General features: G+C 73.1%; 19 protein-coding genes. 7 read left to right on the top strand and 12 right to left on the bottom strand.

What is annotated here, in order from left to right; all coding sequences use genetic code 11:
- Nucleotides 1-395 precede the first annotated feature (395 nt).
- The 5 genes from L615_RS03410 to L615_RS03390 are packed head-to-tail and all read left to right on the top strand — an operon-like array spanning nt 396 to nt 6798.
- Nucleotides 396-2009: an FAD-dependent oxidoreductase gene (locus tag L615_RS03410; protein WP_186449709.1), complete on the top strand. Its 1614-nt coding sequence runs from the start codon at nt 396-398 to the stop codon at nt 2007-2009.
- Nucleotide 2010: 1 nt separating this feature from the next.
- Nucleotides 2011-4593 carry a nitrite reductase large subunit NirB gene (gene nirB / locus L615_RS03405; RefSeq protein ID WP_145724122.1) on the top strand — a complete coding sequence of 861 codons (2583 nt, stop codon included), beginning with the start codon at nt 2011-2013 and terminating at the stop codon, nt 4591-4593.
- Nucleotides 4590-4970, top strand: coding sequence for a nitrite reductase small subunit NirD (nirD, locus tag L615_RS03400; RefSeq protein ID WP_145724121.1), 381 nt, complete (start codon nt 4590-4592; stop codon nt 4968-4970). The genes nirB and nirD overlap by 4 nt, the downstream gene beginning before the upstream one ends.
- Before the next feature lie 2 nt (nt 4971-4972).
- Nucleotides 4973-6091, top strand: coding sequence for a uroporphyrinogen-III synthase (locus tag L615_RS03395; protein WP_261376539.1), 1119 nt, complete (start codon nt 4973-4975; stop codon nt 6089-6091).
- A complete protein-coding gene (locus L615_RS03390) occupies nt 6088-6798 on the top strand; it encodes a sirohydrochlorin chelatase (RefSeq protein ID WP_186449708.1) in 711 nt (236 codons plus the stop codon). Before L615_RS03395 ends, L615_RS03390 begins: the two co-directional genes overlap by 4 nt.
- Before the next feature lie 22 nt (nt 6799-6820).
- Here the strand turns inward: L615_RS03390 and L615_RS03385 are convergent, their stop codons facing one another.
- The 4 genes from L615_RS03385 to L615_RS03370 all read right to left on the bottom strand — a co-directional run bounded on the left by L615_RS03385 (nt 6821) and on the right by L615_RS03370 (nt 12299).
- On the bottom strand, nt 6821-7567 hold the full coding sequence (locus L615_RS03385; RefSeq protein ID WP_186449707.1) for an LpqN/LpqT family lipoprotein: 747 nt from the start codon (nt 7565-7567) through the stop codon (nt 6821-6823).
- 300 nt (nt 7568-7867) lie between these two features.
- Nucleotides 7868-8962 (bottom strand): lipocalin-like domain-containing protein, encoded by a 1095-nt coding sequence (locus tag L615_RS03380; protein ID WP_145724118.1) that lies wholly within the window; start codon nt 8960-8962, stop codon nt 7868-7870.
- A gap of 123 nt (nt 8963-9085) precedes the next feature.
- Complete coding sequence (locus L615_RS03375; protein WP_051485926.1) at nt 9086-10372, bottom strand: oxygenase MpaB family protein; 1287 nt, start codon at nt 10370-10372, stop codon at nt 9086-9088.
- Nucleotides 10373-10403: 31 nt separating this feature from the next.
- Nucleotides 10404-12299 carry a multicopper oxidase family protein gene (locus tag L615_RS03370; RefSeq protein WP_145724117.1) on the bottom strand — a complete coding sequence of 632 codons (1896 nt, stop codon included), beginning with the start codon at nt 12297-12299 and terminating at the stop codon, nt 10404-10406.
- Between the two features lie 48 nt (nt 12300-12347).
- Between L615_RS03370 and L615_RS23065 the strand changes: the two genes are divergently transcribed.
- Both L615_RS23065 and L615_RS23060 read left to right on the top strand, forming a co-directional pair.
- Complete coding sequence (locus tag L615_RS23065; RefSeq protein ID WP_186449706.1) at nt 12348-13217, top strand: triacylglycerol lipase; 870 nt, start codon at nt 12348-12350, stop codon at nt 13215-13217.
- Between the two features lie 29 nt (nt 13218-13246).
- Entirely contained in the window at nt 13247-13810 is a 564-nt protein-coding gene (locus tag L615_RS23060) for a TetR/AcrR family transcriptional regulator (RefSeq protein ID WP_028656246.1), read from the top strand.
- A gap of 33 nt (nt 13811-13843) precedes the next feature.
- On the opposite strand, the gene L615_RS03360 is transcribed toward L615_RS23060, so the two are convergent.
- The 8 genes from L615_RS03360 to L615_RS03325 are packed head-to-tail and all read right to left on the bottom strand — an operon-like array spanning nt 13844 to nt 22409.
- A complete protein-coding gene (locus tag L615_RS03360) occupies nt 13844-14374 on the bottom strand; it encodes a hypothetical protein (RefSeq protein WP_145724116.1) in 531 nt (176 codons plus the stop codon).
- Nucleotides 14371-14883, bottom strand: coding sequence for a hypothetical protein (locus tag L615_RS03355; RefSeq protein ID WP_028656248.1), 513 nt, complete (start codon nt 14881-14883; stop codon nt 14371-14373). The genes L615_RS03360 and L615_RS03355 overlap by 4 nt, the downstream gene beginning before the upstream one ends.
- Before the next feature lies 1 nt (nt 14884).
- Nucleotides 14885-16261: an MCE family protein gene (locus L615_RS03350; RefSeq protein ID WP_145724115.1), complete on the bottom strand. Its 1377-nt coding sequence runs from the start codon at nt 16259-16261 to the stop codon at nt 14885-14887.
- Complete coding sequence (locus tag L615_RS03345) at nt 16258-17538, bottom strand: MCE family protein (protein WP_145724114.1); 1281 nt, start codon at nt 17536-17538, stop codon at nt 16258-16260. Before L615_RS03345 ends, L615_RS03350 begins: the two co-directional genes overlap by 4 nt.
- Complete coding sequence (locus L615_RS03340; protein WP_145724113.1) at nt 17535-18776, bottom strand: MCE family protein; 1242 nt, start codon at nt 18774-18776, stop codon at nt 17535-17537. Before L615_RS03340 ends, L615_RS03345 begins: the two co-directional genes overlap by 4 nt.
- The gene (locus L615_RS03335; RefSeq protein ID WP_186449705.1) at nt 18776-19879 is read right to left on the bottom strand and encodes an MCE family protein; all 1104 of its coding nucleotides are present in this window, start codon (nt 19877-19879) and stop codon (nt 18776-18778) included. The genes L615_RS03340 and L615_RS03335 overlap by 1 nt, the downstream gene beginning before the upstream one ends.
- Nucleotides 19876-20973: an MCE family protein gene (locus L615_RS03330; RefSeq protein WP_145724111.1), complete on the bottom strand. Its 1098-nt coding sequence runs from the start codon at nt 20971-20973 to the stop codon at nt 19876-19878. The genes L615_RS03335 and L615_RS03330 overlap by 4 nt, the downstream gene beginning before the upstream one ends.
- Nucleotides 20973-22409, bottom strand: coding sequence for an MCE family protein (locus L615_RS03325; protein WP_145724110.1), 1437 nt, complete (start codon nt 22407-22409; stop codon nt 20973-20975). Before L615_RS03325 ends, L615_RS03330 begins: the two co-directional genes overlap by 1 nt.

Below are 22409 nucleotides of genomic sequence, written 5' to 3'. Positions count from 1 at the left end.
CTTGCCCTCGACGCGCCTCCGGCGCGGGCGCCACGCTGCCGCGCCGCGGTTGCCTCCGGAGGGTGGCTCAGTCCGCCTGGCGGCAGGCCTGGGCTCTTCGCCGGACTCCCGGTGGTTGAGGTGCGACGAGCGCCAGCGAGGAGCCTCGAAACCTCCGGGCCTTCTGGGCGGACTGCGGTGGGCACAGTCCGGTGCGCCGGTGCCGGTGGTTTCGAGGCTCGGCCACGGGCGGCCTCGCACCTCAACCACCGGCGGCTTGAAGCCGGTCGCGCTAACCCGTCCGTGACCGTGGCCACACGGTGATCCCGTGAGGCCGGTGAGGTTGTGAGGAGTAGTTGACGTCGAGGTCCACGGCGCGCGCCGGACGTGAAATGTCGCGCCACCACGATGGAGACATGACCGAGAGCCACCGCCCCGACCAGCCGCTGGAGCGGCTCGTCGTCGTCGGCTCCGGCATGGCGGCGACCCGCCTGGTGGAGGAGCTGGTGGCCCGCCGGGCGACCGAGCGCTACGCGATCACGGTGCTCGGCGACGAGCCGGTGGCGCCGTACAACCGGATCCTGCTCTCCGCCGTCCTCGAGGGCACCCACCGGGTCGAGTCGATCACCCTGCGCTCGCCCGGGTGGTACGCCGAGCACGGCATCGACCTGCGCCTGGGCGCCCGCGTGCTCGGGGTCGACCGCGACCACCGCGACGTGATGCTCGTCGACGGCACCCTCGTCGAGTACGACGTGCTCGTGCTCGCGACCGGCAGCATCCCCACGCTCCCGCCGATCCGCGGCCTGGTCCGGATGGACGGCTCGCTGCACGACGCGGTGCACGCCTTCCGCAGCCTCGGCGACTGCGAGCGCCTGCTCGCCGCGGTCACCGCCACCGACGCGGACGGCCGGCCGGCCAACCGACGCGCGGTCGTCGTCGGCGGTGGCCTGCTCGGCCTGCAGGTCGCGCGGGCGCTGGGCACCCGCGGCCTCGACACCGAGATCGTCGAGGGCGCCGAGCACCTGCTGCACCAGCAGATCAGCACGGCCGCCGGACGGATCCTCGCCCGCGACCTGAAGAAGCTCGGCGTCGCCGTCTACACCGGCGCCCGCGCGATCCGGCTGCACACCCACGACCACGCCCACGTCCACGACCCCGCCAGGGACGGCGCTCCTGCCGCCGACGCCCCCGGCGGCGTCCTCGGCCAGGGCCAGGTGCGGGTGCTCGACCCGCTGCCGCGCAACCCGGGCCGGGTCGCGCTGCGCCTGGACAACGGCTTCACCCTCGACACCGACCTGGTCGTGCTCACCGCCGGCGGGCGCCCCTCCACCGCGCTCGCCCGTGGGGCCGGCCTCGAGGTCCGGCGCGGCATCGTCGTCGACGACCGGCTCGCCAGCGTCACCGACCCGTCGGTCCACGCGCTCGGCGACTGCGTCGAGCACGCCGGGCGGACCACCGGATTCGTCCCGCCGGCCTGGGAGCAGGCCGGCATCCTCGCCGCCGCCCTGTGTGGCGAGCCGGCGAGGTACGACGGAGCGCGGGTCGTCGCCCGGCTGCGGGCCACCGACCTCGACGTCGCCGTGCTCGGCGACGCGGAGCGCGAGGTCGCGGCCGGTGGCGAGGTCGTCGAAGTGTCGAACCCGATCTCCGGCTCGCACCGCCGGCTCGTCGTCCGCGACGGCCGGATCGTGGCGGCCACCCTGGTCGGCGACCTGTCCCGGGTCGGCCTGATCACCCAGCACTTCGACCGGCAGACAGTCCTCGGCGCACGCGAGCCGGGGAACCTCCTCATGCCGGAGCGCACCGAGGAGGACAGCGCGGGCAACGTCGCCCGGGCGCTCCCCGACGACGCCGAGGTGTGCGCCTGCGCGGGCGTCACCGCCGGCCGGATCCGCGCCTGCTCGTCCCTCGAGCAGGTCCGCGACACCACCCGTGCGACCACCGGCTGCGGTGGTTGCGCCTCCACCGTCAGGGAGCTGCTCGCGACCACGAGCAGCGCTGACCTGGCGACCTCCAGGAAGGGGTCCTGACATGGCACCGCACCTCCGCAAGCAGCTGGTGGTCGTCGGCCACGGCATGGTCGGCCACCGCTTCGTGCAGGCCGCCATCGAGCGCGGCCTCACCGAGACCTACGACGTGGTCGTGCTCGGCGAGGAGCCGCGCCCGGCGTACGACCGGGTCGCGCTGACGTCCTTCTTCGAGGTCGGTGCCGAGGCCCTCTCCTTCCTCCCCGAGGGCGCGTACGACGACCCGCGGGTCACGCTGCGCACCGGCGCCGTGGTCACCGGCATCGACCGGGAGGCCCGGCAGGTCGCGCTGGCGGGCGGCGAGGTCGTCCACTTCGACGAGCTGGTGCTGGCGACCGGCGCGGCACCCTTCGTGCCGCCGGTGCCGGGCAAGGACCTCGACAACGTCTTCGTCTACCGCACCATCGAGGACCTCGAGGCGATCCGCGAGGCCAGCAGGGGCGCCCGTGCCGGTGCGGTGATCGGTGGTGGCCTGCTCGGCCTCGAGGCCGCGAACGCGCTGCACCAGCTGGGCGTGCAGACCCACGTCGTGGAGATGGCGCCGCGGCTGATGGCGGTCCAGGTCGACGACGCCGGTGGCGCGGTGCTCAAGCGCCACATCGAGGAGCTCGGCCTCACCGTCCACACCGGCGTGATGACCGAGCTCATCGACGGCGACGACGACGGCAAGGTCTCCGGGATCAAGTTCAAGGACGAGGAGACGATGCCGCTCGACATCGTCATCTTCTCCGCCGGCATCCGGCCCCGGGACGCGCTGGCCCGCGAGGCCGGGCTCGAGGTCGCCGAGCGCGGCGGGGTCCTGGTCGACGAGCAGTGCCGCAGCTCCGACGAGCACGTCTGGGCGATCGGCGAGTGCGCCGCGCCGGGCGGGCGGATGTACGGCCTGGTGGCGCCGGGCTACACGATGGCGGAGGTCGTCGTCGACACCCTGCTCGGCGGCGGGGCCGGCGCCTTCACCGGCGCGGACATGTCGACCAAGCTCAAGCTGCTCGGCGTCGACGTCGCCTCCTTCGGCGACGCGTTCGGCGCCGCCGACGACTGCCTCGAGCTGGTCTTCGCCGACGCGGTCGCCGGGATCTACAAGAAGCTGGTCGTCACCGAGAACGCGGACGGCGGCTTCGAGCTGCTCGGCGGCATCCTCGTCGGCGACGCCTCGGCCTACGGCGTGCTCCGGCCGATGGTCGGCTCGGGCATGGCGCTGCCGGAGAACCCGGAGGAGCTGATCCTCCCCGCCGGTCGCGGTGGCGGCGTCGAGCTCGGTCTCCCCGACGAGGCGCAGGTCTGCTCCTGCAACGACGTCACCAAGGCGCAGATCAAGGCTGCGGTCTCCGACGACGCCACCCTCAACGACGGCGGCCCCTGCACCGACGCCGGCTGCGTCACCCGCTGCACGAAGGCCGGCTCCACCTGCGGCTCCTGCAAGACGGTCGTGAAGAAGATCGTGGAGGACCACTTCGCCGCCACCGGCAAGACCGTCGACAAGTCGCTGTGCGAGCACTTCGCGATGACCCGCCAGGAGCTCTTCGAGGTCGTCGCCGTGCACGGCTACAACCGCTTCGACGCCATCATCGAGGGCCACGGCCGCGGTCGCGGCTGCGACATCTGCAAGCCCACGGTCGCCTCCATCCTCGCCAGCCTGCTCAACCACCACGTGCTCGACGGCAGCAACGCGACGCTGCAGGACACCAACGACGCCTACCTCGCGAACCTGCAGAAGAACGGCACCTACTCGGTCGTCCCGCGCATCCCGGGCGGCGAGATCACCCCGGACAAGCTGATCGTGATCGGCGAGGTCGCCAGGGAGTTCGGCCTCTACACGAAGATCACCGGCGGCCAGCGGATCGACCTCTTCGGCGCCCGGATGGAGGACCTGCCGAAGATCTGGAAGAAGCTGGTGGACGCCGGCATGGAGTCCGGCCACGCCTACGGCAAGTCGCTGCGCACCGTGAAGTCCTGCGTCGGCTCCACCTGGTGCCGGTACGGCGTGCAGGACTCCGTCGGCCTCGCGATCGAGCTGGAGATGCGCTACCGCGGCCTCCGCTCGCCGCACAAGCTCAAGGGCGGCGTCTCGGGCTGCGCCCGCGAGTGCGCGGAGGCGCGGTCGAAGGACTTCGGCATCATCGCCACCGAGAAGGGCTGGAACCTCTACGTCTGCGGCAACGGCGGCGCCATCCCGGCCCACGCCCAGCTGCTCGCCGGCGACCTCGACCGGGAGACGCTGATCCGCTACCTCGACCGGTTCCTCATGTACTACATCCGCACCGCCGACCGGCTGCAGCGCACGTCGTACTGGATGGACGCGATCGGCGGCCTGGACCGGATCCGCGAGGTCGTCGTCGACGACAGCCTGGGGCTCGGAGCGGAGCTGGAGGCGGCGATGGCGCGCCACGTCGACTCCTACTTCGACGAGTGGAAGGCGACCCTGGAGGACCCGGAGAAGCTCGCCCGCTTCGTGTCCTTCGTCAACGCCCCGGACACCCCGGACCCCAACATCACCTTCCGCGAGGAGCGCGGCCAGGTCCAGGCCGCCACCAACGACGGACCCGTGTCGCTCGGGTCCACGATCCCGGTCGGAGGCGCCCGATGACGATCGAGACCCAGACCGGTGTCGGCACGGCCGTGTGCCGGCTCGMCCAGGTCCGCCGCGAGGCCGGCGTCGCCGCCCTCGTCGACGGCGAGGCCGTCGCCGTCTTCCGCACGTACGACGACGAGGTGTTCGCGCTGTCGAACTTCGACCCGTTCGGCAAGGCCTCGGTCCTGGCCCGCGGCATCGTCGGCTCGCGCACGGTGCGCACCGCCGCCGGCGAGGAGGAGGTGCCGTTCGTCGCCAGCCCGCTGCTCAAGCAGGCGTTCGACCTGCGCACGGGCGTGTGCCTCGACGACCCGGCGGTCGCCGTACCGACCTGGGACGTCCACGTCGTCGACGGGATTGTCGTCGTGGGTGGCCGACGAGAGACACTGTGAGCGTGGTGACCAGCGACCAGCCGCTCTCGGGCTTCCGGATCGGGGTGACGGCTGCGCGCCGTGCCGAGGAGCAGGTCGCGCTCCTGGAGCGGCGCGGCGCGGAGGTGCTGCACGCCCCGGCGCTGTCAGTCGACCCCAACCGGATCGACGAGGTCGCCCTGCTCGACGCGACCAAGGACGTGCTGTCCCGGCCGGTCGACATCTTCGTCGCCACCACCGGCATCGGGCTCAAGTCCTGGTTCTCCGCCGCCGAGCGGTGGGGGATGCTCGAGGAGCTCACCGGCCACCTCGGCCGCGCCGAGATCCTCGCCCGCGGCCCCAAGAGCGTCGGTGCGCTGCGCCGGTTCGGCCTGCGCGAGCTGTGGGCGCCGGAGTCCGAGGAGTTCGAGGACGTGCTCGGCCACCTGCGCGGCCGCGACCTGCAGGGCCTGCGGATCGTCGTGCAGGAGCACGGGCAGTCGCTGTCGATGGCCGCGCACGCGCTGCGCCGCCTCGGCGCCGAGGTGACGACGGTCGCCGTCTACCGCGTCGAGGGCGCCGCCGACCCCGAGCCGCTCTTCGGCCTGATCGAGGAGATCGCCGCCCGCCGGGTGCACGCCGTCACCTTCACCGCCGCACCGGCCGTCGCCGCGGTCATGCAGGCCGCCGCGTCGACCGGGCACCGCGACGAGGTGGTCACCGCCTTCCAGGCCGACGTCGTCGCCTCCTGCGTCGGACCGGTCACCGCGGCCGCCTTCGAGATGTGGGGCGTGCCCTCGATCTACCCCGAGCGCTCGCGGCTGGCCGCGATGGTCAAGCAGCTCGAGGTCGAGCTCCCGTCCCGGGCCGCCGGCACCTCGCTCGAGGTCGCCGGCCACACCCTCCTCCTGCACGGCGACGACGTGCTGCTCGACGGGGTCGAGGTGAAGCTCTCGCCCGCCCCCTACGCCGTGCTCCAGGCGCTGCTCGTCAACCCGGGCACCGTCGTGTCGCGCCGCGACCTGCTCGGCGCGCTGCCGTCCGGCACCGCCGGCTCCGAGCACGCCGTCGAGATGGCCGTCGCCCGGCTCCGCGCCGCACTCGGCACCCGTTGCATCCAGACCGTGGTCAAGCGCGGCTACCGGCTGGCGGTGACCCCGTGACCGCCCCGCTCGAGGGGCTCCGGCTGGTCACCGTCGCGCACGGCACCCGCACCACCGCCGGCAACCTGGTCGCCGCCGAGCTGACCGCTGCCGCGGGGGAGCGCCTCGGCGTCGAGGCCACGACGTCGTACGTCGAGCTGTGCGAGCCGCTCCTCACCGACGTGGTCGCGACCACCGACCGGCCGACCGTGGTCGTGCCGCTCCTGCTGTCGACCGGCTACCACCTGCGCCACGACCTGCCCGGGTCGGTCGCCGCTGCGCAGCGGCCCGAGCTCGTGCGCCTCGGCGGCGCGCTCGGCCCCGACCCACTGCTCGCCTCGGCGCAGGTCGACCGGCTGCGCGAGGCCGGCGCCACGCCGGGCCAGCCGGTGGTGATGGTCGCGGCCGGGTCCTCCGACCCGCTGGCCACCGACGACCTGGAGGCGGCCGCGGCGCTCCTCGCTGCTGCGTGGGGGGCACCGGTGCGGCTCGCCACCCTCTCCGCGCTCGGCACGCGTCCCGAGCACGTCGTCCGGCCGGGGGACGCGGTCTCGCCGTACCTCCTCGCGACCGGGCACTTCCACCGCAAGGCGCGCCACGACAGCCTCGCCGCCGGTGCGTCGGTCGTCGCGGACGTCATCGGGCCGCACCCGCGCCTCGTCGACCTGGTCTGCGCCCGCGCCACCGCCCTGGTCGGGACGGGGCGCGGCCGCCTCCTGGCGGGCTAGGAATCGCGGGGGACGCCCGTCCTCAGACCTGGATGGTCGTGCTGGCGTCGATCGCGCGCAGCGCCACGGCCAGCTGGTCGGCCTCCTCGGGGAAGGCGTAGGCGTTGAGCTGCAGGACGTAGAGGTCGTCGCCGTCCGGGATCACCACGGTCTTCTGGGCGATGACGAGCTCGTGGCCGCCGTTGGAGTAGCTGCCGCTGACCTGCACGGCGTCGTAGGCGCCGAGGGTGCTGGGCGTGCCGGGACCGTTCGGCGTGAAGTGCTCGAGCTGCTCCAGCTCGCCGGGCGCCAGCTCCAGGATCTTGCCCGGGTCGGCCTCGCCCTCGATGCGCACCAGCAGGGCCAGCACCCGCGGCGGGTCGGTCGGCTCGGTGGCGGCGTCGTAGACCAGCGCGCCGTACGGCGCCTCGGCGCTGTAGTCGTCGCTCGGGCTCCAGCCCTCCGGCTGCGGCAGGTCGATGACCGGGCCGTCGTCGTCGGGACCGAGCGCGGTCTGCCCGATGCCCTCGGCGGCGAAGTAGTCGACGAGCGTCGTCGCGTCGCCCTCGTCGGTCGGCTGGTCGCTCGGCTGGTCGCTCGGCTGGTCGCTCGGCTGGTCGCTCGGCTGGTCGGTCGGGGTCTCCTCGACGTCGGGGGTGGCGTCGGGGACCTTGGACAGCACGGACGGGCTGGCGACCTTGCGCGGACCGGGATCGTCGCCGCCGCAGGCGGCGATGCCCAGGGCGAGCACCAGCACGGCAGGTGCGGCGAAGCGGGCAGGGTGGTGCACGGGTGGCTCCTCGTCGGACGGACCCGCCGCGGACGGCGTGCGGATCGGTGGTCTGCCCGGCGGGCGGCACCCCCACAAGGCGCCGCCGGCCGGTTCGCCGAGGACGCTAGGAAGCCGCGCTTGGAGTTCGCTTGGAGTCTGGTGGTGGCGTGCTGGCGGCCCGGGGGCAGGCACGTCGCCGCGGCCCGGGAATCACCGCCTAGGCGGCGATTCCCGAACTTGTTGGCCGCTGCAGCAGCCAACAAGTCCGGGAACCGGCCGACAAGTACGGCGTCCGGGGCCGGTGGGAGCCGTGGTGGCCTACGTCAGCGCGACGAGCTCGTGCAGCGTGGTGCCGGTCTCGACGATGGTCTCGCCGTCGACGGTCACCGTGAGCTCGAAGTCGGAGAGGAACCGGAAGTAGCCGGGCTGGCCGACGACCTTGTGGATGATCGGCTTGAGGAGCGCCCCGCCGATCTTCGTGCCGACGACCGGGATGTCGTCGAGCAGGTCGTGGCCGTGGATGACGTCCCGGACGTTCATCTGCAGCGTCACCTGGGCGTCGGTGACGCCGTCGGCGGAGGCCTCGGTCTCCATCCGGATCCAGGTGGGGTAGCTGCGCCGGGCGTCGGCGTTGTAGGCCGTCGGGCCCTCGGTGAGGGTGAGCTCGCCGGTCGACAGGATGATCTCGCCGTCCTTGGCCAGCATGAGCGGCTGCGACTGGTGGTGGTCGAAGCGCTTCTGGGTGCCGACCATCGCGTAGATCAGGGAGAACCGGTCGGTGTAGAGCCGGCCCCAGTGCCAGCGCTCGATGACGCGGGTCATGTTGCCGACGCCCCAGTTGTGGTCGGCGTAGCCCAGGCCGTCGACGGGGATGTCCTGGCCGTCGATCGACAGGGTGCCGGTGACCTTCGCCCGCGGCGCGGGGACGACCCACGCGAAGAAGTCGGTGTCGCCGTACTTCGTGTAGCCCTCGCCCGGCATCCACGAGGGGAGCTCGTTGGTGAAGGTGAAGTCGAACTCGACGCCGTCCTCGGCGACCTGGACCCGGTGCACCGGCAGCGGGTCGGTGCTGATCAGCTCGCAGGTGTTGTGCGCGACGCGCGCCTGGCACTTCTCGGCCGACGCCTCGAACGCCATCCGCGGGTAGTGCTTGATGATCTGGCGCCGGGTGCCGTCGGGGAAGTAGACGACGACCTCCACGACCGGCTTGCTGTTCGGCGGCTCCTCGGGGCGGCGCTTCTGCAGGAACACCACGACCGTGTGGCCGGTGTCGAGGCGGGCGTCGAAGTACCAGTGCTCGAAGGACCACTTCGAGTCGCTCGGGTGGAGCGCGTTGTCCCTGGGCTCGACGACGGTGAGCTTGCCGTCCTTGCTGCCGGGGCCGTTCCAGCCCTCGGTGATCGTGATGGCCACGGGTTGTCCTTGCCTGTCGGTGCGGTCGGTGCGGTCGGTGCGGTCGGTGCGGTCGGTGCGTTGGTGCTGCGGGTGCAGTCGGGTGGGGAGCGGGATGGAGTGGGTTGGCTCTGGTGCAGGACGTCAGCGGCGCAGCGCGCTGCTGGCGTCGAACTCGGCGCGACGCCCCTCCATCTGGGCCTCCCACCAGGACTTGCGGTGCCAGTCCATGACGTCGCCGTGCAGCTGCTTGAGCACCGGCAGCCGGCGCAGCAGCTCGACGACCGTCATCAGCGGCCAGCGGGCGAACACCAGCAGGATCCACGGGAACGCCGACGGCATGTCGTAGAGCCGGCGGGTCTCCGGTGCCATCCACAGTGCGCAGTACGCCGAGTAGATGCGGTAGTTGTACGCCGCACGCAGCCGCTTGAGGCCCGTCTGGCCCGGTCGCGGGGCGAAGGCCGCAGGGAAGGACTCGATGAGCTCCTTGCCGGCCTTGCCCGAGTCGTAGCTGCGGGCCGCGGTCGTCATCATCAGCGTCTGGACCTGCTCGATGATGGTGTCCGGCGCCCAGCGCGGCTTCACGCCGAGCAGGTGCCCCATGTAGCGGTTGAAGTGGATGAGTGCCCGCATCTCCTTCGGCGTGGTCTGCACGCCCGCCAGCCACAGGCTGAGCGCCGGCGCGACGGCGCCGCCGATCTGGGTCATCTGCTCGTAGGTCTGGCTGATCGGCAGGCCCCAGCCCTCGAAGTTCCACTCCGGGTGGTCCTTGACCCGCTTGCGGACCGCGACGTGCATGACCCGCACCTGCATGGCGGTCTTGCGGGCCTGGGAGTTCTTCTCGAAGAGCTGGCCCGGCTGGGAGACGTCGATCCAGAACTTGTTGGTCTCCAGGAACCGGCGCAGGGCGTTGTCGCCGGCGTACCCACCGGCCAGCGACAGCGGCATCGCGACCGCCCCCTCGGTGTAGATCTCGAGGGTGATGGCGCCGGCGACGCTGAACAGCATCGTGCCCCAGCGGCGCCAGGTGGCGGCGCCGAGCTCCACCAGCTCGCGGTCCACCCAGTCCGGCACGGTCTCCATGTCGGCGAACAGCGCCTTCATCGACTCCGGGGCGTCCGGGATCGACTCGATCCCGTGGTCGAGCGCCTGGTCGAGCAGCTTGCGGCCCCTGGCGTGGCCGTACTCCTTGCCGAAGAACACCTCGGCCACGAACTCCTCGGCGAGCGGGTCGCCGGCGAACTGGTCCTCGCACAGCATCCGGGCCTGCTCGTCGGTGGGGAACAGGTCGTGGCCGGTCAGCTTCTGGAAGATGCGGCGGCGACGCTGCCAGTGCGGCAGGTCCTTGCGCTCCCAGTACTTGAACCGGGTCGGGCAGACCTCGCCCGGCGCGCCGGTGGGGGCGGGGGCGGTGCTGACGTCGGTGCTCACGGGTGCTCCTCGGGAAGGGTCGGGTCGGGGGTCAGGGGGCCACCACGTGCAGCGGCAGCATCATGTCGTGGTCCTCGTGGTCGAGCATGTGGCAGTGCCACACGTAGCCGCGGACCTTGCCGTCCGCGGTGGTGGACCCGCCGCCCGGGCCGTGCTCGCCGGTGGCGGCGGGCGTCGTACCGGCCGCGGGGGCGTCGTGGCCGTTGTGCCCGTCGTGGCTGCCCTGACCGTCATGACTGCCGTGCCCGGCGGCCAGCGCCGCGCGGGCCGTGGCGCCCTGCGGGACGTAGGCGAGGTCGGGGTCGAAGCCGAGCTCCTCGGCGGTGGGCCAGCGCACCACGACGCGGGTGACGGAGTGGCCGTGGGCGAGGACGGTGTCCTTGAGCCCGGCCTCCCACGGCGCGGGCCCGGTGGGCGCGCCCTGGAGGTAGCGGTCGGGCGAGGGGGTCCAGCGCCTGCCGTGGCGCGGCCGCGGGTTGGCGGCACGCAGCGCGGCGTTGTTGATCCGCTGGCGGTCCAGGATCCGCATGTGCACGAGGTGGACGTGCATGGCGTGCGGGTCCGGGGTCACGTTGACCATGTCCCAGACCTCGGTGGTGCCCTGGACCGGCTTCTCGACGTCGGTCGTGGTGAACCCGAGGTTGTTGAGGCTCATCAGGGCCGGCGGGATGCGCAGGTCGGTGTCCTGCAGGATGCTCACGACGCGCCGGCGGGTCGGCCGGAGGACCGGTGGGAGCGCCTCGGGCAGTCCGCGGCCGCCGCGCAGCCGGGTCGGCACCGGACCGGCGAAACCGCGTGCGGCGGTCGCCCGGAACCGGCAGAACAGCGGCATGGTGACCTCGCCCAGGACGGCGGCCTGGCCGGGCGGCTTCTCGTCGTTGCGCAGCTCGACGGTCTCGCCCGCGGCCAGGCCCGCGAAGTCGACGAGGATGTCGACGCGCTCGGCGGGCGAGAGCCGCACGCTGGTGGTCTGCACGGGGGCGTCGAGCAGGCCGCCGTCGTTGCCGATCACCCAGAACTTCATCTGGTTGGAGAAGAACAGCCGCCACACGCTGAACGACCCGGCGTTGATCACCCGGAACCGGTAGAGCCCGCGGGCCACCTGCATCTCCGGCCAGACCACGCCGTTGACGAGGCCGACGTCGCCGACGGCACCGCCCTCCCACTTGCCCTGCGGGACGATCCAGGTCGAGCGGATGTTCTGCCGGCCGCCGGCGCCGAAGATCTTCTCCTGCAGCACCAGCGGGACCTCGAAGTCGCCGGCCGGCAGGCCGAGCGGGTTGTCGGGTCGCCCGGTGTCGAACTCGTCGCGGACGATGTTCATCCCGGCGAGGCCGGCGGCCACGTTGAGGCGGGTCGTCGCCATCGAGTGGTCGTGGTACCAGAGGTGGGTCGCCTCCTGGCGGGTCGGGAACCGGTAGACCAGCTCCTCGCCCGGGACGACGAAGTCGAGCGGGTGGCCGTCCTGCGAGGCCGGGGTGATGCCGCCGTGCAGGTGGGTGGTCGTGCGCGGACGGGTGCCGAAGTCGGCCGCCACGTCGTGCAGCGAGTGGTCGACGTCCCTGGCGAACGGGTGCAGCCCGAGCTCGTTGCGCGTGCGCAGGGTCCACGGCTGGTCGCGGTGGCTGACCAGGGTCGGCCCGAGGTAGGTCTGGTCGCCGTACCCGAAGCTCGGCACGGCGTCCCAGTCGCGGTGGAAGCGGTGCAGCGTCGTGCGCGCGGACAGGGTCACGTCCGTGCTGTCGATGACGGGCGGCACCGGCAGCACGTCGCGGAAGGGCTGGACCTTCGGCGAGTGGAAGAGGAGGGGAGACTTCAGCGCCGACACCTCGGCGGCGCTCGGGCGGGCGGTCGCCGAGCGCAGCACGGAGCTGGCGCCCACGATGCCGGCACCGGTGATGAAGGCGCGGCGGCCGAGGGAGGTCACGACCGGGACACTATCCCAAAACCGTACATTTGTGTACGGTTTCTTCCCGTGCCCCGACTTCGCGCCCCGTCCCGGGCCCCGCTCACGGTGCTGCTGGCGGTGCTGCTCGCGGCCGCGCTGGTGCTCGGCCTGCCGGGGCCGGCGGCCCGCGCGGACACCACCCCCTGCCGCGGTACGACGACCGCTCCGCCCGTCGTGCTGGTGCACGACCTGCTGGGCACCCCGGCGTCGGTGTCGGGCCTGGCCGCGGTCCTCGCCGCAGACGGGCGCTGCGTGGTCGCCGAGGCGTGGGGTCCGGCACCGGCCCTCGCCCCCGTGCTGCCGCTGCTCTCGAACCTGCTCCCCGCCGTGGTCTCGAACCTGCCCGGCGGGCTCGCCTCGATGGAGCAGGCCGCCCCCGCCCTGTCCCGCCGGGTGGCCGCGACCGCTGCCACCGCCCCCGCGCGGGAGGTCGACGTGGTCGCGGTCGGTGCCGGGTCGCTGCTCGCGCTGCGCTCGGTCCAGCTCACGCCGGGCCTGCCGGTGCGCCGGCTGGTCTCCGTCGGCTCCCTGTGGGACGGCACCAACCTCGCCGGGCTCGGCGACCTCGAGCAGCTCAGCCGCGACGCGGGCACCTACGACCTCGTGCTCGGCGTCGAGAAGCTGCTGATGGATGGCGCCTGCGCGTCGTGCCGCGAGCTCATCAAGGGCTCGGACTTCCTGCGCGGCCTGCAGGCCGCAGGGCTGCGCCCGGCCGGCCTCCAGCAGGTCGACGTCGTCTCGCGCACGGACGGCCTGGTCGTGCCCTGGACGTCGGGGGTGCGCGACGGCGTGTCTACGCTGGTGGTGCAGGAGCACGACCCGGCTGCCCGGTCCTCCCACTTCGCGCTGCCGCGCGACCCCGTGGTCCAGGGCCTCGTCCGGGCGGCGCTGCGGTGACCGCAGCACGGACGAAGGAAGGAGCGGTCGTGACGACCTCGGTACGCCGCTCCCGCGGCAGCCGGCTCACCGCCGACGACTGGGCCGCGGCCGCGCTCGAGGTGCTGGTCGCCGAGGGCATCGCCGGCGTCGACATCAACACGGTGTGCAAGCACGCCGGCGTCACCCGCGGCAGCTTCTACTGGCACTTCTCCGACCTCGGTGCCCTGCACGCCGCGATGGCCGAGCGCTGGATCGCCGAGACCCGCACCGTCCTCGAGCAGCTCGCCGAGCTCGACCAGCTGCCTGCCCGGGAGCGGCTGCACGCGATGACCATGCACCTGGTCGACGACTCCAACTGGGGCGTGGAGCGGGCGCTGCGGGAGTGGGCGCGCTCGGAGCCGCGGGTCGCGGAGATGATCGCCGAGGGCGACAGCTTCGTCTTCTCGCTCGTCGAGGGCGCCCTGCTCGAGCTGCGCGGTGACGCCGCAGAGGCCCGCGTCCTCGCCGGCCTGCTCGTCTACGCCGGCATCGGCTTCGCCCACGGCCAGTCGGGCCTGCCCAAGCCGACGGCCGAGGAGATCGAGGAGCTGCTCCGCCTGGTCACCCGCTGACGGGCGCCGGGCCCGGCTCAGGCCGGACGGGGCTCAGACCGGGTCGATGCTGTCGATGCGCCACTCGCCGTCGACCTTGCGCACGCCGACGAGGACGCGGACCTGGCTGACCTTGACCGGCTGGTCGGCCGCCTGGCCCTTGCTCGAGACCAGGACCTGGTCGACGAAGGCGAGCGCCACCGCCTGGTCGTCGTCGGCGGAGCGGACCAGCCCGGCGGCCCGCACGTGCGCCTCGGAGACGGCGCCCTTCGACGTCGCCAGCGGGCGCACGGTGGCCTCGAAGGTCGTCGTGTAGTCCTTCGCGAAGGCGGAGGTCATCGTGGCGGTGGCCGCGGCGAGGGAGGCGTCGAGGTCGCCGTGGTCGTAGGACAGCGCCGTGGGGAGCAGGTCCGCCACGGCCTGCAGCGAGCCCTCGGGCGCTGTCGGCACCGTGCCGGCGGTGTACGACGCGTCCTCGGCCAGCGACGGGCGCTGGGGCCGCGGGTCGGGGCGGGTCGCCAGCCAGCCGACCAGGCCGGCGGCGAGGGCGACCGCGACGAGCAGGGCGACGACGCGGCGGCTCATCCGACCTGCTCCAGGCCCGAGACCAGCCAGGTGTCGTCGGTGCGGTCGAGCACGACCCGCATCCGGTAGTGCGCCGTCTCGGCCGCGCCCCCGCTGTCCTCGGTCGTGGCGTCGACGGCGACGAGGACCTGCGCGTGGTCCTCGTGGAGGTACTCCACGGCCGTGCCCTGCTCGACGATGGTCGAGGTGATGACCAGCTCCTTCGTGGTCACCTGCTCGGCGAGCTTCTCGCGCTCGGCGCCGTACGCCTTCGCGAACTCGCCGGTGCTCAGCGCGGCCATCGCGTCGAGGTCCTCCTCGATGGTCTCGTGGTCCATGTCGAAGAACGTCGTGACGGCCGTGCGGGCACTGCTCAGCGCACCGGCCGGGGACCCGTCGTCGCGCTGCGACCACCACAGCCAGCCGGCGGCGACGAGCAGCGCGGCCAGCACCACGGCCAGGCCGAGGGAGACCACCTTGTCGCGCTGCTCGCGGCGGTCCGTCCCGCCCTCCTGAAGGTCCTCTTCCACGTCAGTCCTCGAGGTTGCGGGTCAGGAGCCAGCCGAGCCCGTCCGACCCGGTCGGCGCCGTCGGGCTGGTGACCTGCGTCGAGCGGCCGTCGGGCGTCACCATGATGCCGCTCGTCGGGTTGTAGATCGCACGGCCCCACTGTGATGCGGCCCGGTGGAGCGGCGCACCGCCCCTCGGCACGTTCTGGAAGCCGCGAACGTTCGGCCCGGTCGGGTCGTACGGCGACGAGGTGCACGTGATGTCCTCGGGGACCGGGGCGTCGTCGGGCTGGTTCGGGCCCTTGCCGTCGACCGGCGTGCCGTCGGGGTTGTAGCGCTTCTTCGACTCGTAGCCCTTCGTGCACGGCGGCGCGAGGGGGACCGTCGGCAGGACGATCGCGATGTGTGCGCTGTAGATCGGGTTGCCGTCCTCGTCGTAGTGGCAGGTCGACTCGATCGCCTTGCCGGTGACGGGGTCGAGGCTGTCGCAGTGCCGCAGCGTCTGGATGTTCTGCTCGAGGATGTGCGGGAAGATCACCAGCCCCTTGCGCAGGTGCGGGAGCCGGTCGGCCGCGACGTCGGTGATCGCGACCAGGTTGCCGAGCAGCACGGGGAGGGCGTCCTGGTTGTCGCGCAGCAGGCCGCTGAGGTCGCCCCCGGCCGCGATGCCCTGGCGGAAGACGTCGTCGAAGGTGTCGTCGAGCTCGCGCAGGCGGGTGGTCAGCGCGGCGAGGTCGGACTGCCCGGCGCGCGTCTCGCCGAGCAGGTCGACCTGGGTGTCCAGCACCCGCTGGGCACCGTCGATCAGGGCGGTCAGGTCGTCGGCGCTCTCGACCGCGCTGCGGGTGAGCTGGTCGGCGTCGTCGAGCACGGACTGCAGCGTGGGGCCGACGCCCTCGAGGCCTGCAGCTGCCTCGGTGAGGATGACGTCGAGGTCGTCGGGGTCGACCGATCCCGCGAGCGCGTCGAGGTTGCTGACCAGCGCGGCCAGGTCGGGTGGCGCGCTGGTGCGCTCGAGGGGGACGACGTCACCGTCGTCGAGCCGCGGCCCGCCGGCGGAGCCGGGCGTGAGGGCGACGTACTGCTCACCGATGGCGGACTTGCTGCTCACCACCGCGGCGACGTCGACGGGGACCTCGGCGTCGTGGCGCAGCTCGACGACGACCGTCGACGCGGTGCCGGGGCCGGGGAGCACCTCGACGACCGAGCCGACGCGGGTGCCGAGCAGCTCGACGTCGGCGCGCCGGTAGATCCCGCCCGGGTCGCTGAACTGGATCTCGACCCGGTCGGGGCCGTGGAGCAGGCTCGTGACGTCGAAGAACTGGGTGGTGCCGTAGGCGAGCGTCACCGCGATCACGCCGAGGAAGGCGACCAGCTTGAGCCGGATGGTGGAGGTCATCGGCCACCCCCGGTGAGCAGCTCGCCGAGGTCCTTCGGCGGGGCACCCTTCGCGGCGCTTCCGGTCGGCTTGAGCAGGGAGGAGAGGTCGAGGGCGCCGGTCAGCCCCTCGGTGACCTCGCCGACGATCGTGGACAGGTCCAGCGACTCGAGCAGCTCGGCCACCGTCGCGGGCTTCCTCCGCCCGCCGTCCGTCGTCCCCGCGCCGGCCGGGCTGCCCGCGTCGCCGCCGGTGCGGGCCGGGGACTGCCCGCGGCTGCCGGCCCCGCCGGGCGCCAGCTCGGCCAGCGAGGCAAGCAGGGCGTTGACGGTGTCGACGTCGATCAGCACCTGGCCGTACATGCCGGCGTAGTCACCCTTGATCGTCGACAGTGCGTTGCGCGAGAACGGGAAGGAGGCCAGCCGCTCCACGGTCTGCGACAGGTCCCGCTTGGCGAGGTTGAGCTGGGCGAGCACCGGCTCGAGGTTCTCCAGGTCCCGCACCGTGGCCGCCCGGGTGTCCCGGATCAGCGGGACGGCGGTGCGCGAGAGCCGCGAGAGCCGGCGCAGGGTGCGGGTCAGCGCGGGCCGCTGCCGGTCGAGGGCGGCCAGGCCGTCGGGCACGGCGTCCAGCGCCTGACCGATCACCGAGCGCTGGTCGGCGAGCGTGGCGCTGAGCCGGCTGAGGGACTCGAGCGCCTGCACGAGGCTGTCGCGCCGGCCGTCGAGGGTGCTCACCAGCGCCTCGAGCCGCCGGGTGGTGGTGCGGACGTCGCCGGGCTGCTCGAGGGCGGTGCTGAGCTCGCGGGAGATGGTCTCGATGCTGCCGAGCGAGCCGCCGTTGAGCACGAGGGACAGCGCGCCGAGCACCATCTCGGTGTCGGGCTGCGCGGTCGTCCGGCTGGCGGGGATCTCCGCGCCGGGGGCCAGGCGCCCGGTGGGCTCCTCGTCGGTCGGCGGGTCGAGGGCGACGTACCGCTCGCCGAGGAGGCTGGTCTCGCGCAGGGTGGCGACCGCGTTCGCAGGCAGCTCGACGTCCTGGTCGATGCGGCACACCACGCGCGCGTCGAGGTTCTCGTCGAGCTCGACCGAGGCGATGCTGCCGACGACGGTGTCGCCCGAGCGGCAGGTCGCCTTGGCGACGAGGTTGGTGGCGTCCTCGAGGGTCACCACCACCTCGTAGCCGCCGGCACCGGCGCCGCCGGGCAGCGGGATGCTCTGGGGGCCCTCGTAGCCGCAGGCGGTGGCGACCAGCGCGAGCCCGAGCAGTCCGGCGGCCGGGGACGTCCGCCGATTCACTGCCCGCCCCCTGCCGCCCGCAGGGCCGCCTGGACCGCGGCCACGATGTCACCGAGCGGGCCGTCGAGACTGCCGGTCTGCTGCCCCTTCGCGATGGCGGTGAGCAGGGTGCCGATGCTGTTGCCGGCGGCGCGCAGGGCCGCGCAGAAGGGCAGCAGCCGGGCGGCCTCGGCGCCGGTGGCCTGGGTGCACACCGCACCGAGCGTGTAGGACAGCTGCACGCCGAGGTCCTCGGTGAAGTTGCCGCGCAGGGCCAGCGAGCCGGTGCGGCCACCGACGACGCTGTCCTCGGGGTGCTCGGGGTCCCAGTTGTTCGGCGCGTAGATCGCCATCGCGTTGGCGAAGCCGACCGGGACCAGGTCGAGCAGATCGGTCAGGTCGTCGAGGTGGTCGTCCAGCGTCTGCGAGACGATGGTCAGCCCCTTGATGCTGGAGGTGATGGTGGCGCGGTTGGTGCGGGTGAACTCCCGGACCTCGCCGAGGGCCTCGGAGAGTCCCTCGACCGCGCGGGTGAGGTCGGTGCGCTGGGCCGAGAGCTGCGCGCTGACCTCGGCGAGGCTCAGCACCAGGCGCCGGACCTGGTCGTCGTTCTCGGCGAGGGTGCGGGTCAGCCGGGCGGCGTCGGCGACGACGTCCTGGGCGTCCCCGTCGACCTCGGCGAGCGTGCCGAGCGCGCGGGAGAGCTGGTGCAGGGTGGTGTTGAGCCGACGGCCGTTGCCCTCCAGTGCTTTCGCGCCGGCGGCGGTGAGCCGGGACAGGGCGCCGTCCCGGTCGGCACCGTCCGGGCCGAGTGCCACGGCGAGGTCGTCGAGCTGCTGGAAGGTCTCGTCGAGCTCGAGGGGCACGGCGGTGCGGTCCTGGCCGATGCGGGCGCCGTCGGCGAGCACCTCGCCGCCGGCCCAGGCCGGGGCGAGCTGGACGAAGCGGTCGCCCACGATCGACGGCGGGACGATCGCGGCGGTCACGTCGGGGCGCAGCCGCACGTCGGGGTCGTAGGTCATGGTCACCTCGACCGCCGTGCCCTTCACCTCGATGTCGGTGACGGTGCCGACCCGGACGCCGAGGACCTTGACCGGGGCGCCCTCGTAGAGGCTGGTGGTGCGCGGGAAGGTGGCGACCAGGGTGCGGTCCGGCGGGGTGCTGGCGCGGTCCCACGCGAGCACGCCGGCCACCACCGCGAGCACCACGGCGAGCCCCAGGACCACCCGGGCCGCCTTCGACCGCCTCGTCGCTGCCATCACTGCTTCGCCTCCACGGCCGAGGTCGCGGCCGGTCCCAGCGGCAGGCACGGCGAGGTGCTGCCGTTGAGGGCCTCGTTGAGCTGGGAGAGCACCGGGTCGAGCAGCTGGTTGACGATGGTGCGCTCGTCGGAGGCGCACACGGCGTACCCGGCGGGCAGCTTGATCGTGCCGTCGAACCACGGCCCGGTGCCACCGACGTTGGTGAAGGTCTTGCCGTAGCGCACGGTGCCCTCGATGGACTCGCCGAGCTGCTCCTCGTGCTCGCGGAGCACGTCGAGCACCCGGTCCAGCCTGGTGAGCGTCGGCTCCAGCGCCGCCTTGTTGTCGGTCACCAGGCTGCGCAGCTGAGTGGCGAAGGCGCTGGTGTCCTTGATGATCGCGGAGACCACCTCCTTGCGCCGGTCCAGCATCTCCAGCACCGCGGAGGTGTCGCCCAGCAGCTCGGCGAGCTCGGAGTCGCGCGCGGCCAGCACCTCGGTGACCTGCTCGGCGTCGCGGAACAGCCGGCGGACCTGGGCGTCCCGGCTGGCCAGCGTCGTGGAGAGCCGGCTGAGCCCGTCCAGCGCGCCCTGCGCCTCGGGGGCGGCCGCCTCGACCACCTCGGCGAGCGAGTCGAACGCCTCGGCCAGCCGGTCGGTGTCGATCCCGGCGAGCGTGCCGGTGGCCTGCTGGAGGGTCGGCACGATGTTCATCGGCGTGGTGGTGCGCTCGAGCGGGATGGTGGCGCCGGCCCGCAGCGGCTCGGTGCCGGCGGGGGTGAGCGCGACGTAGTGCTGCCCGAGCAGGGTCCGGATCTCGATGCTCGCGGAGGTGCGGTCGCCGATCTCGACGTCGTCGAGCTCGAGGTCGACCACGACGGTGTCGCGGACCAGCTCGATGCCGGTCACCTTGCCGACCTTGATGCCCGAGATGCGCACCTCCTCGCCGCCCTGGAGTCCGGACGCGTCGCTGAAGACCACGCGGTAGGGCGTGCCGGCGAACAGCGGCACCCGGTCGAGGTTGAACACGAGCAGGGTCGCGGCGACGAACAGCACGATGCCCTGCAGGGCCAGCAGCGCCGGGTAGCGGCGCCCGAAGCGGATGAGCGAGGGGACCTTCACTGCAGGTTCCCCTCCTCGGTGCCGGCGCAGATCGTCGAGCGCTCGTTGGCCGAGATCCCCGGCGAGGACAGCAGGTACTCCCCGCCCAGGAGGCGCACGTTGAGCTCGATGCCGCACATGTAGAAGTTGAACTGCGAGCCGTAGGAGCCGGTGCGGGTCTGGGCCCGGTTGCGCCGCGGCAGGCGCTGGAGGGACTCCTCGATCAGGGGTCGGTCCTTGTCGAGCACCGCGACGATGTCGGACAGGTGCGCGACGTCCTTGCGCAGCGGTCCGCGCACGTCGCGGATCAGCCCGGTGGAGACGGTGAGCAGGTTCGAGAGGTCCGGCAGGGCGGTGGAGATGGCGTCGCGGTCCTTCGCGAGGCCCTGCATGAGGTCCCGGAAGGTGACGATCAGCCGGGTCAGGCGGGCGTCGCGGTCCGCGATCGTCGACAGGACGGCGCCGAGGTTGTCGACGACGTTGCCGATGACCTGGTCGCGGTCCGCGAGCTCGGAGGTGAGGCTAGCGGTGCTGCGCAGCAGCGAGGCGTACGTCGTGCCCTCGCCCTGCAGCGTGCGGACCATCAGGTCGGCGAGGCGGTTGGTCTGCTCGGGGTCGAGCGCGCGGAAGAGCGGCTGGAAGCCGTTGAAGAGCACGGTCAGGTTGAGCGCCGGCGAGGTCCGGCCGACGTCGATGGTCGTGCCGGCCTCGAGCGGGGTGGCCCCGGGCTCCTGGCTGATCGCCAGGTAGCGCCGGCCGACGATGTTCTCGTAGCGCAGCGCCAGTGTCGCCGAGTCGTGGAGCGGCACGTCCTCGTCGACGGTGAAGGTGATCCGGGCGTGCCGGGCGTCCAGCTCGCCGTCGAGCTCGACCCCGGTGACCCGGCCGACCTCGACGCCGGATAGCCGGACCTTGTCGCCCACGGTCACGCCGGTGGCGTCGGTGAAGTTCGCGTGGAAGGTCCGGGTCGGGGCGAAGGAGATGTTGCCGACGATCGTCGCGAGCAGGCCGAACAGCGCGATGGTGACCGTCGCGAAGACGAGCATCTTGTAGGCGGAGGTGGGGATCCGCGGCTGCCTCTTCACCTCGGGCGCGGGGATGCGGACGTCAGCCATCAGGGCACCTCCAGCGGGTCGCCGCCCAGCAGCGGGGCGATGAGCAGGCCGCCGAGCTCGGCGTCGCCGCGCTCCTCGTCCTCGCCGTCTTCGCCGGCCGAGCCGTCCAGCCGGGCGAGCAGGTCGCGCGCCAGTGCCGTCGCGACCGCGAGGCGACGGCCCTCGACGTCGACGGCGCGGCTGCGGGCCGACGAGCCCGCCTGCGGCTGCGGGGTGCGCTCGTCGCCGTGCTCGCTGGTGATGACCTGGTTGGGCAGCGCCGGCAGGCTGCGGGGCAGCGCGTCGACGGCTTCGTGGACCTGCTGGCCGAAGCGGGGGCAGTGCGGCTCCCACGACCGGATCGGTGCCGGCAGGGTGTCGAGCGCGGCGTCGCTCTCCGGGTTGGACGGCAGGTCGGCGGGCGCGGAGTAGGGCTGGCGCACGATGAACATGTCGATGCTCAGCAGCACGTAGGGCCCGCGGGCGCCGGTGGTCTGGTTGCCGTGGAGGTCGACGCGGCGCAGGCCGTCGATGGAGCAGGCGAGCATGGGGGAGTACTCCGCGAGGAGCGCGGTGAGGGGCTCGCCGCGGACCACGAGCCGGACCAGGTCGTCGCGGTTCTCCGCCAGCACCTCGCGGGCGGTGTCGGACAGGTCGGTCAGGGTGGCGAGGAACCGGCCGAGCCGTTTCTCGGCCGGCACCAGCAGGTCCTCGGTGAGGGCGGTGACGTTGGCGAGGTTGGTCAGCACGTCGGGTGCGGCGGCGTCGTACCCGTCGAGGGTGCGGGCGAGCAGCCGCAGGTCGGTGTCGAGGGTGTCGAGGTGGGGGTCGAGCTCGGCGAGGAAGGTGTCGAGGTTGTCGAGGGTGTCGCGCACCTGGCCGCCGCGGCCCTCGAGCGTGGCCGCGAGCGTGGTCAGGACCGTCGAGAGGCGGGCGGGGTCGATCGCGCGCAGCACCGGCACGAGCTTGTCGTAGACGTCGCCGATCTCGGTCGCGGTCGCGGTCTGCTCGATCGTCGCCCCGTCGGTGAGCCGGGGACCGGACGCGCTGGCGGCGGCCGTGCCGCTGGCGCCCCGTCCGGCGGGGCCGGTGGTCCGGGGGAGCAGGTCGACGTACTTCTGGCCGAACAGGGTCTTCGGCACGATGGCCGCGTCGACGTCGGCGGGGATCCGCTCCAGCTCGTCGGGCTGGATGCCGAGCTCGATCACCGTGCGGCCGTCGCGGGAGCGGATGTCGCGGACCTCCCCGACGACGCGCCCCTGCAGCTTCACGTCGGCGTACTTGTTGAGCTCGAGGCCGGCGCGCGTGGTGAGGACCTCGACGTGCGCGGTGCGCTGCCAGGGCAGGTCCTTGTTGTAGGCCGCGATGCTGACCGAGACGAGCAGCGCGAGGACGACGAGGTAGCCGACACCCAGGAGGGCGTGCCGGTGCTGCTGCCAGGCGGTGGGGGCGGGCAC

Origin of the sequence: Nocardioides sp. J9 (genome assembly GCF_007829375.1) — a bacterium.
GTDB lineage: Bacteria > Actinomycetota > Actinomycetes > Propionibacteriales > Nocardioidaceae > Nocardioides.
This window is presented reverse-complemented; position numbering and strand designations above follow the sequence as displayed.

Coding starts and splice junctions, on each gene's coding strand:
- L615_RS03340 (WP_145724113.1), bottom strand. CDS start 18,776: ATGGCAGCGACGAGGCGGTCGAAGGCGGCCCGGGTGGTCCTGGGGCTC.
- L615_RS03410 (WP_186449709.1), top strand. CDS start 396: ATGACCGAGAGCCACCGCCCCGACCAGCCGCTGGAGCGGCTCGTCGTC.
- nirB (WP_145724122.1), top strand. CDS start 2,011: ATGGCACCGCACCTCCGCAAGCAGCTGGTGGTCGTCGGCCACGGCATG.
- L615_RS03350 (WP_145724115.1), bottom strand. CDS start 16,261: ATGACCTCCACCATCCGGCTCAAGCTGGTCGCCTTCCTCGGCGTGATC.
- L615_RS03330 (WP_145724111.1), bottom strand. CDS start 20,973: ATGGCTGACGTCCGCATCCCCGCGCCCGAGGTGAAGAGGCAGCCGCGG.
- L615_RS03360 (WP_145724116.1), bottom strand. CDS start 14,374: ATGAGCCGCCGCGTCGTCGCCCTGCTCGTCGCGGTCGCCCTCGCCGCC.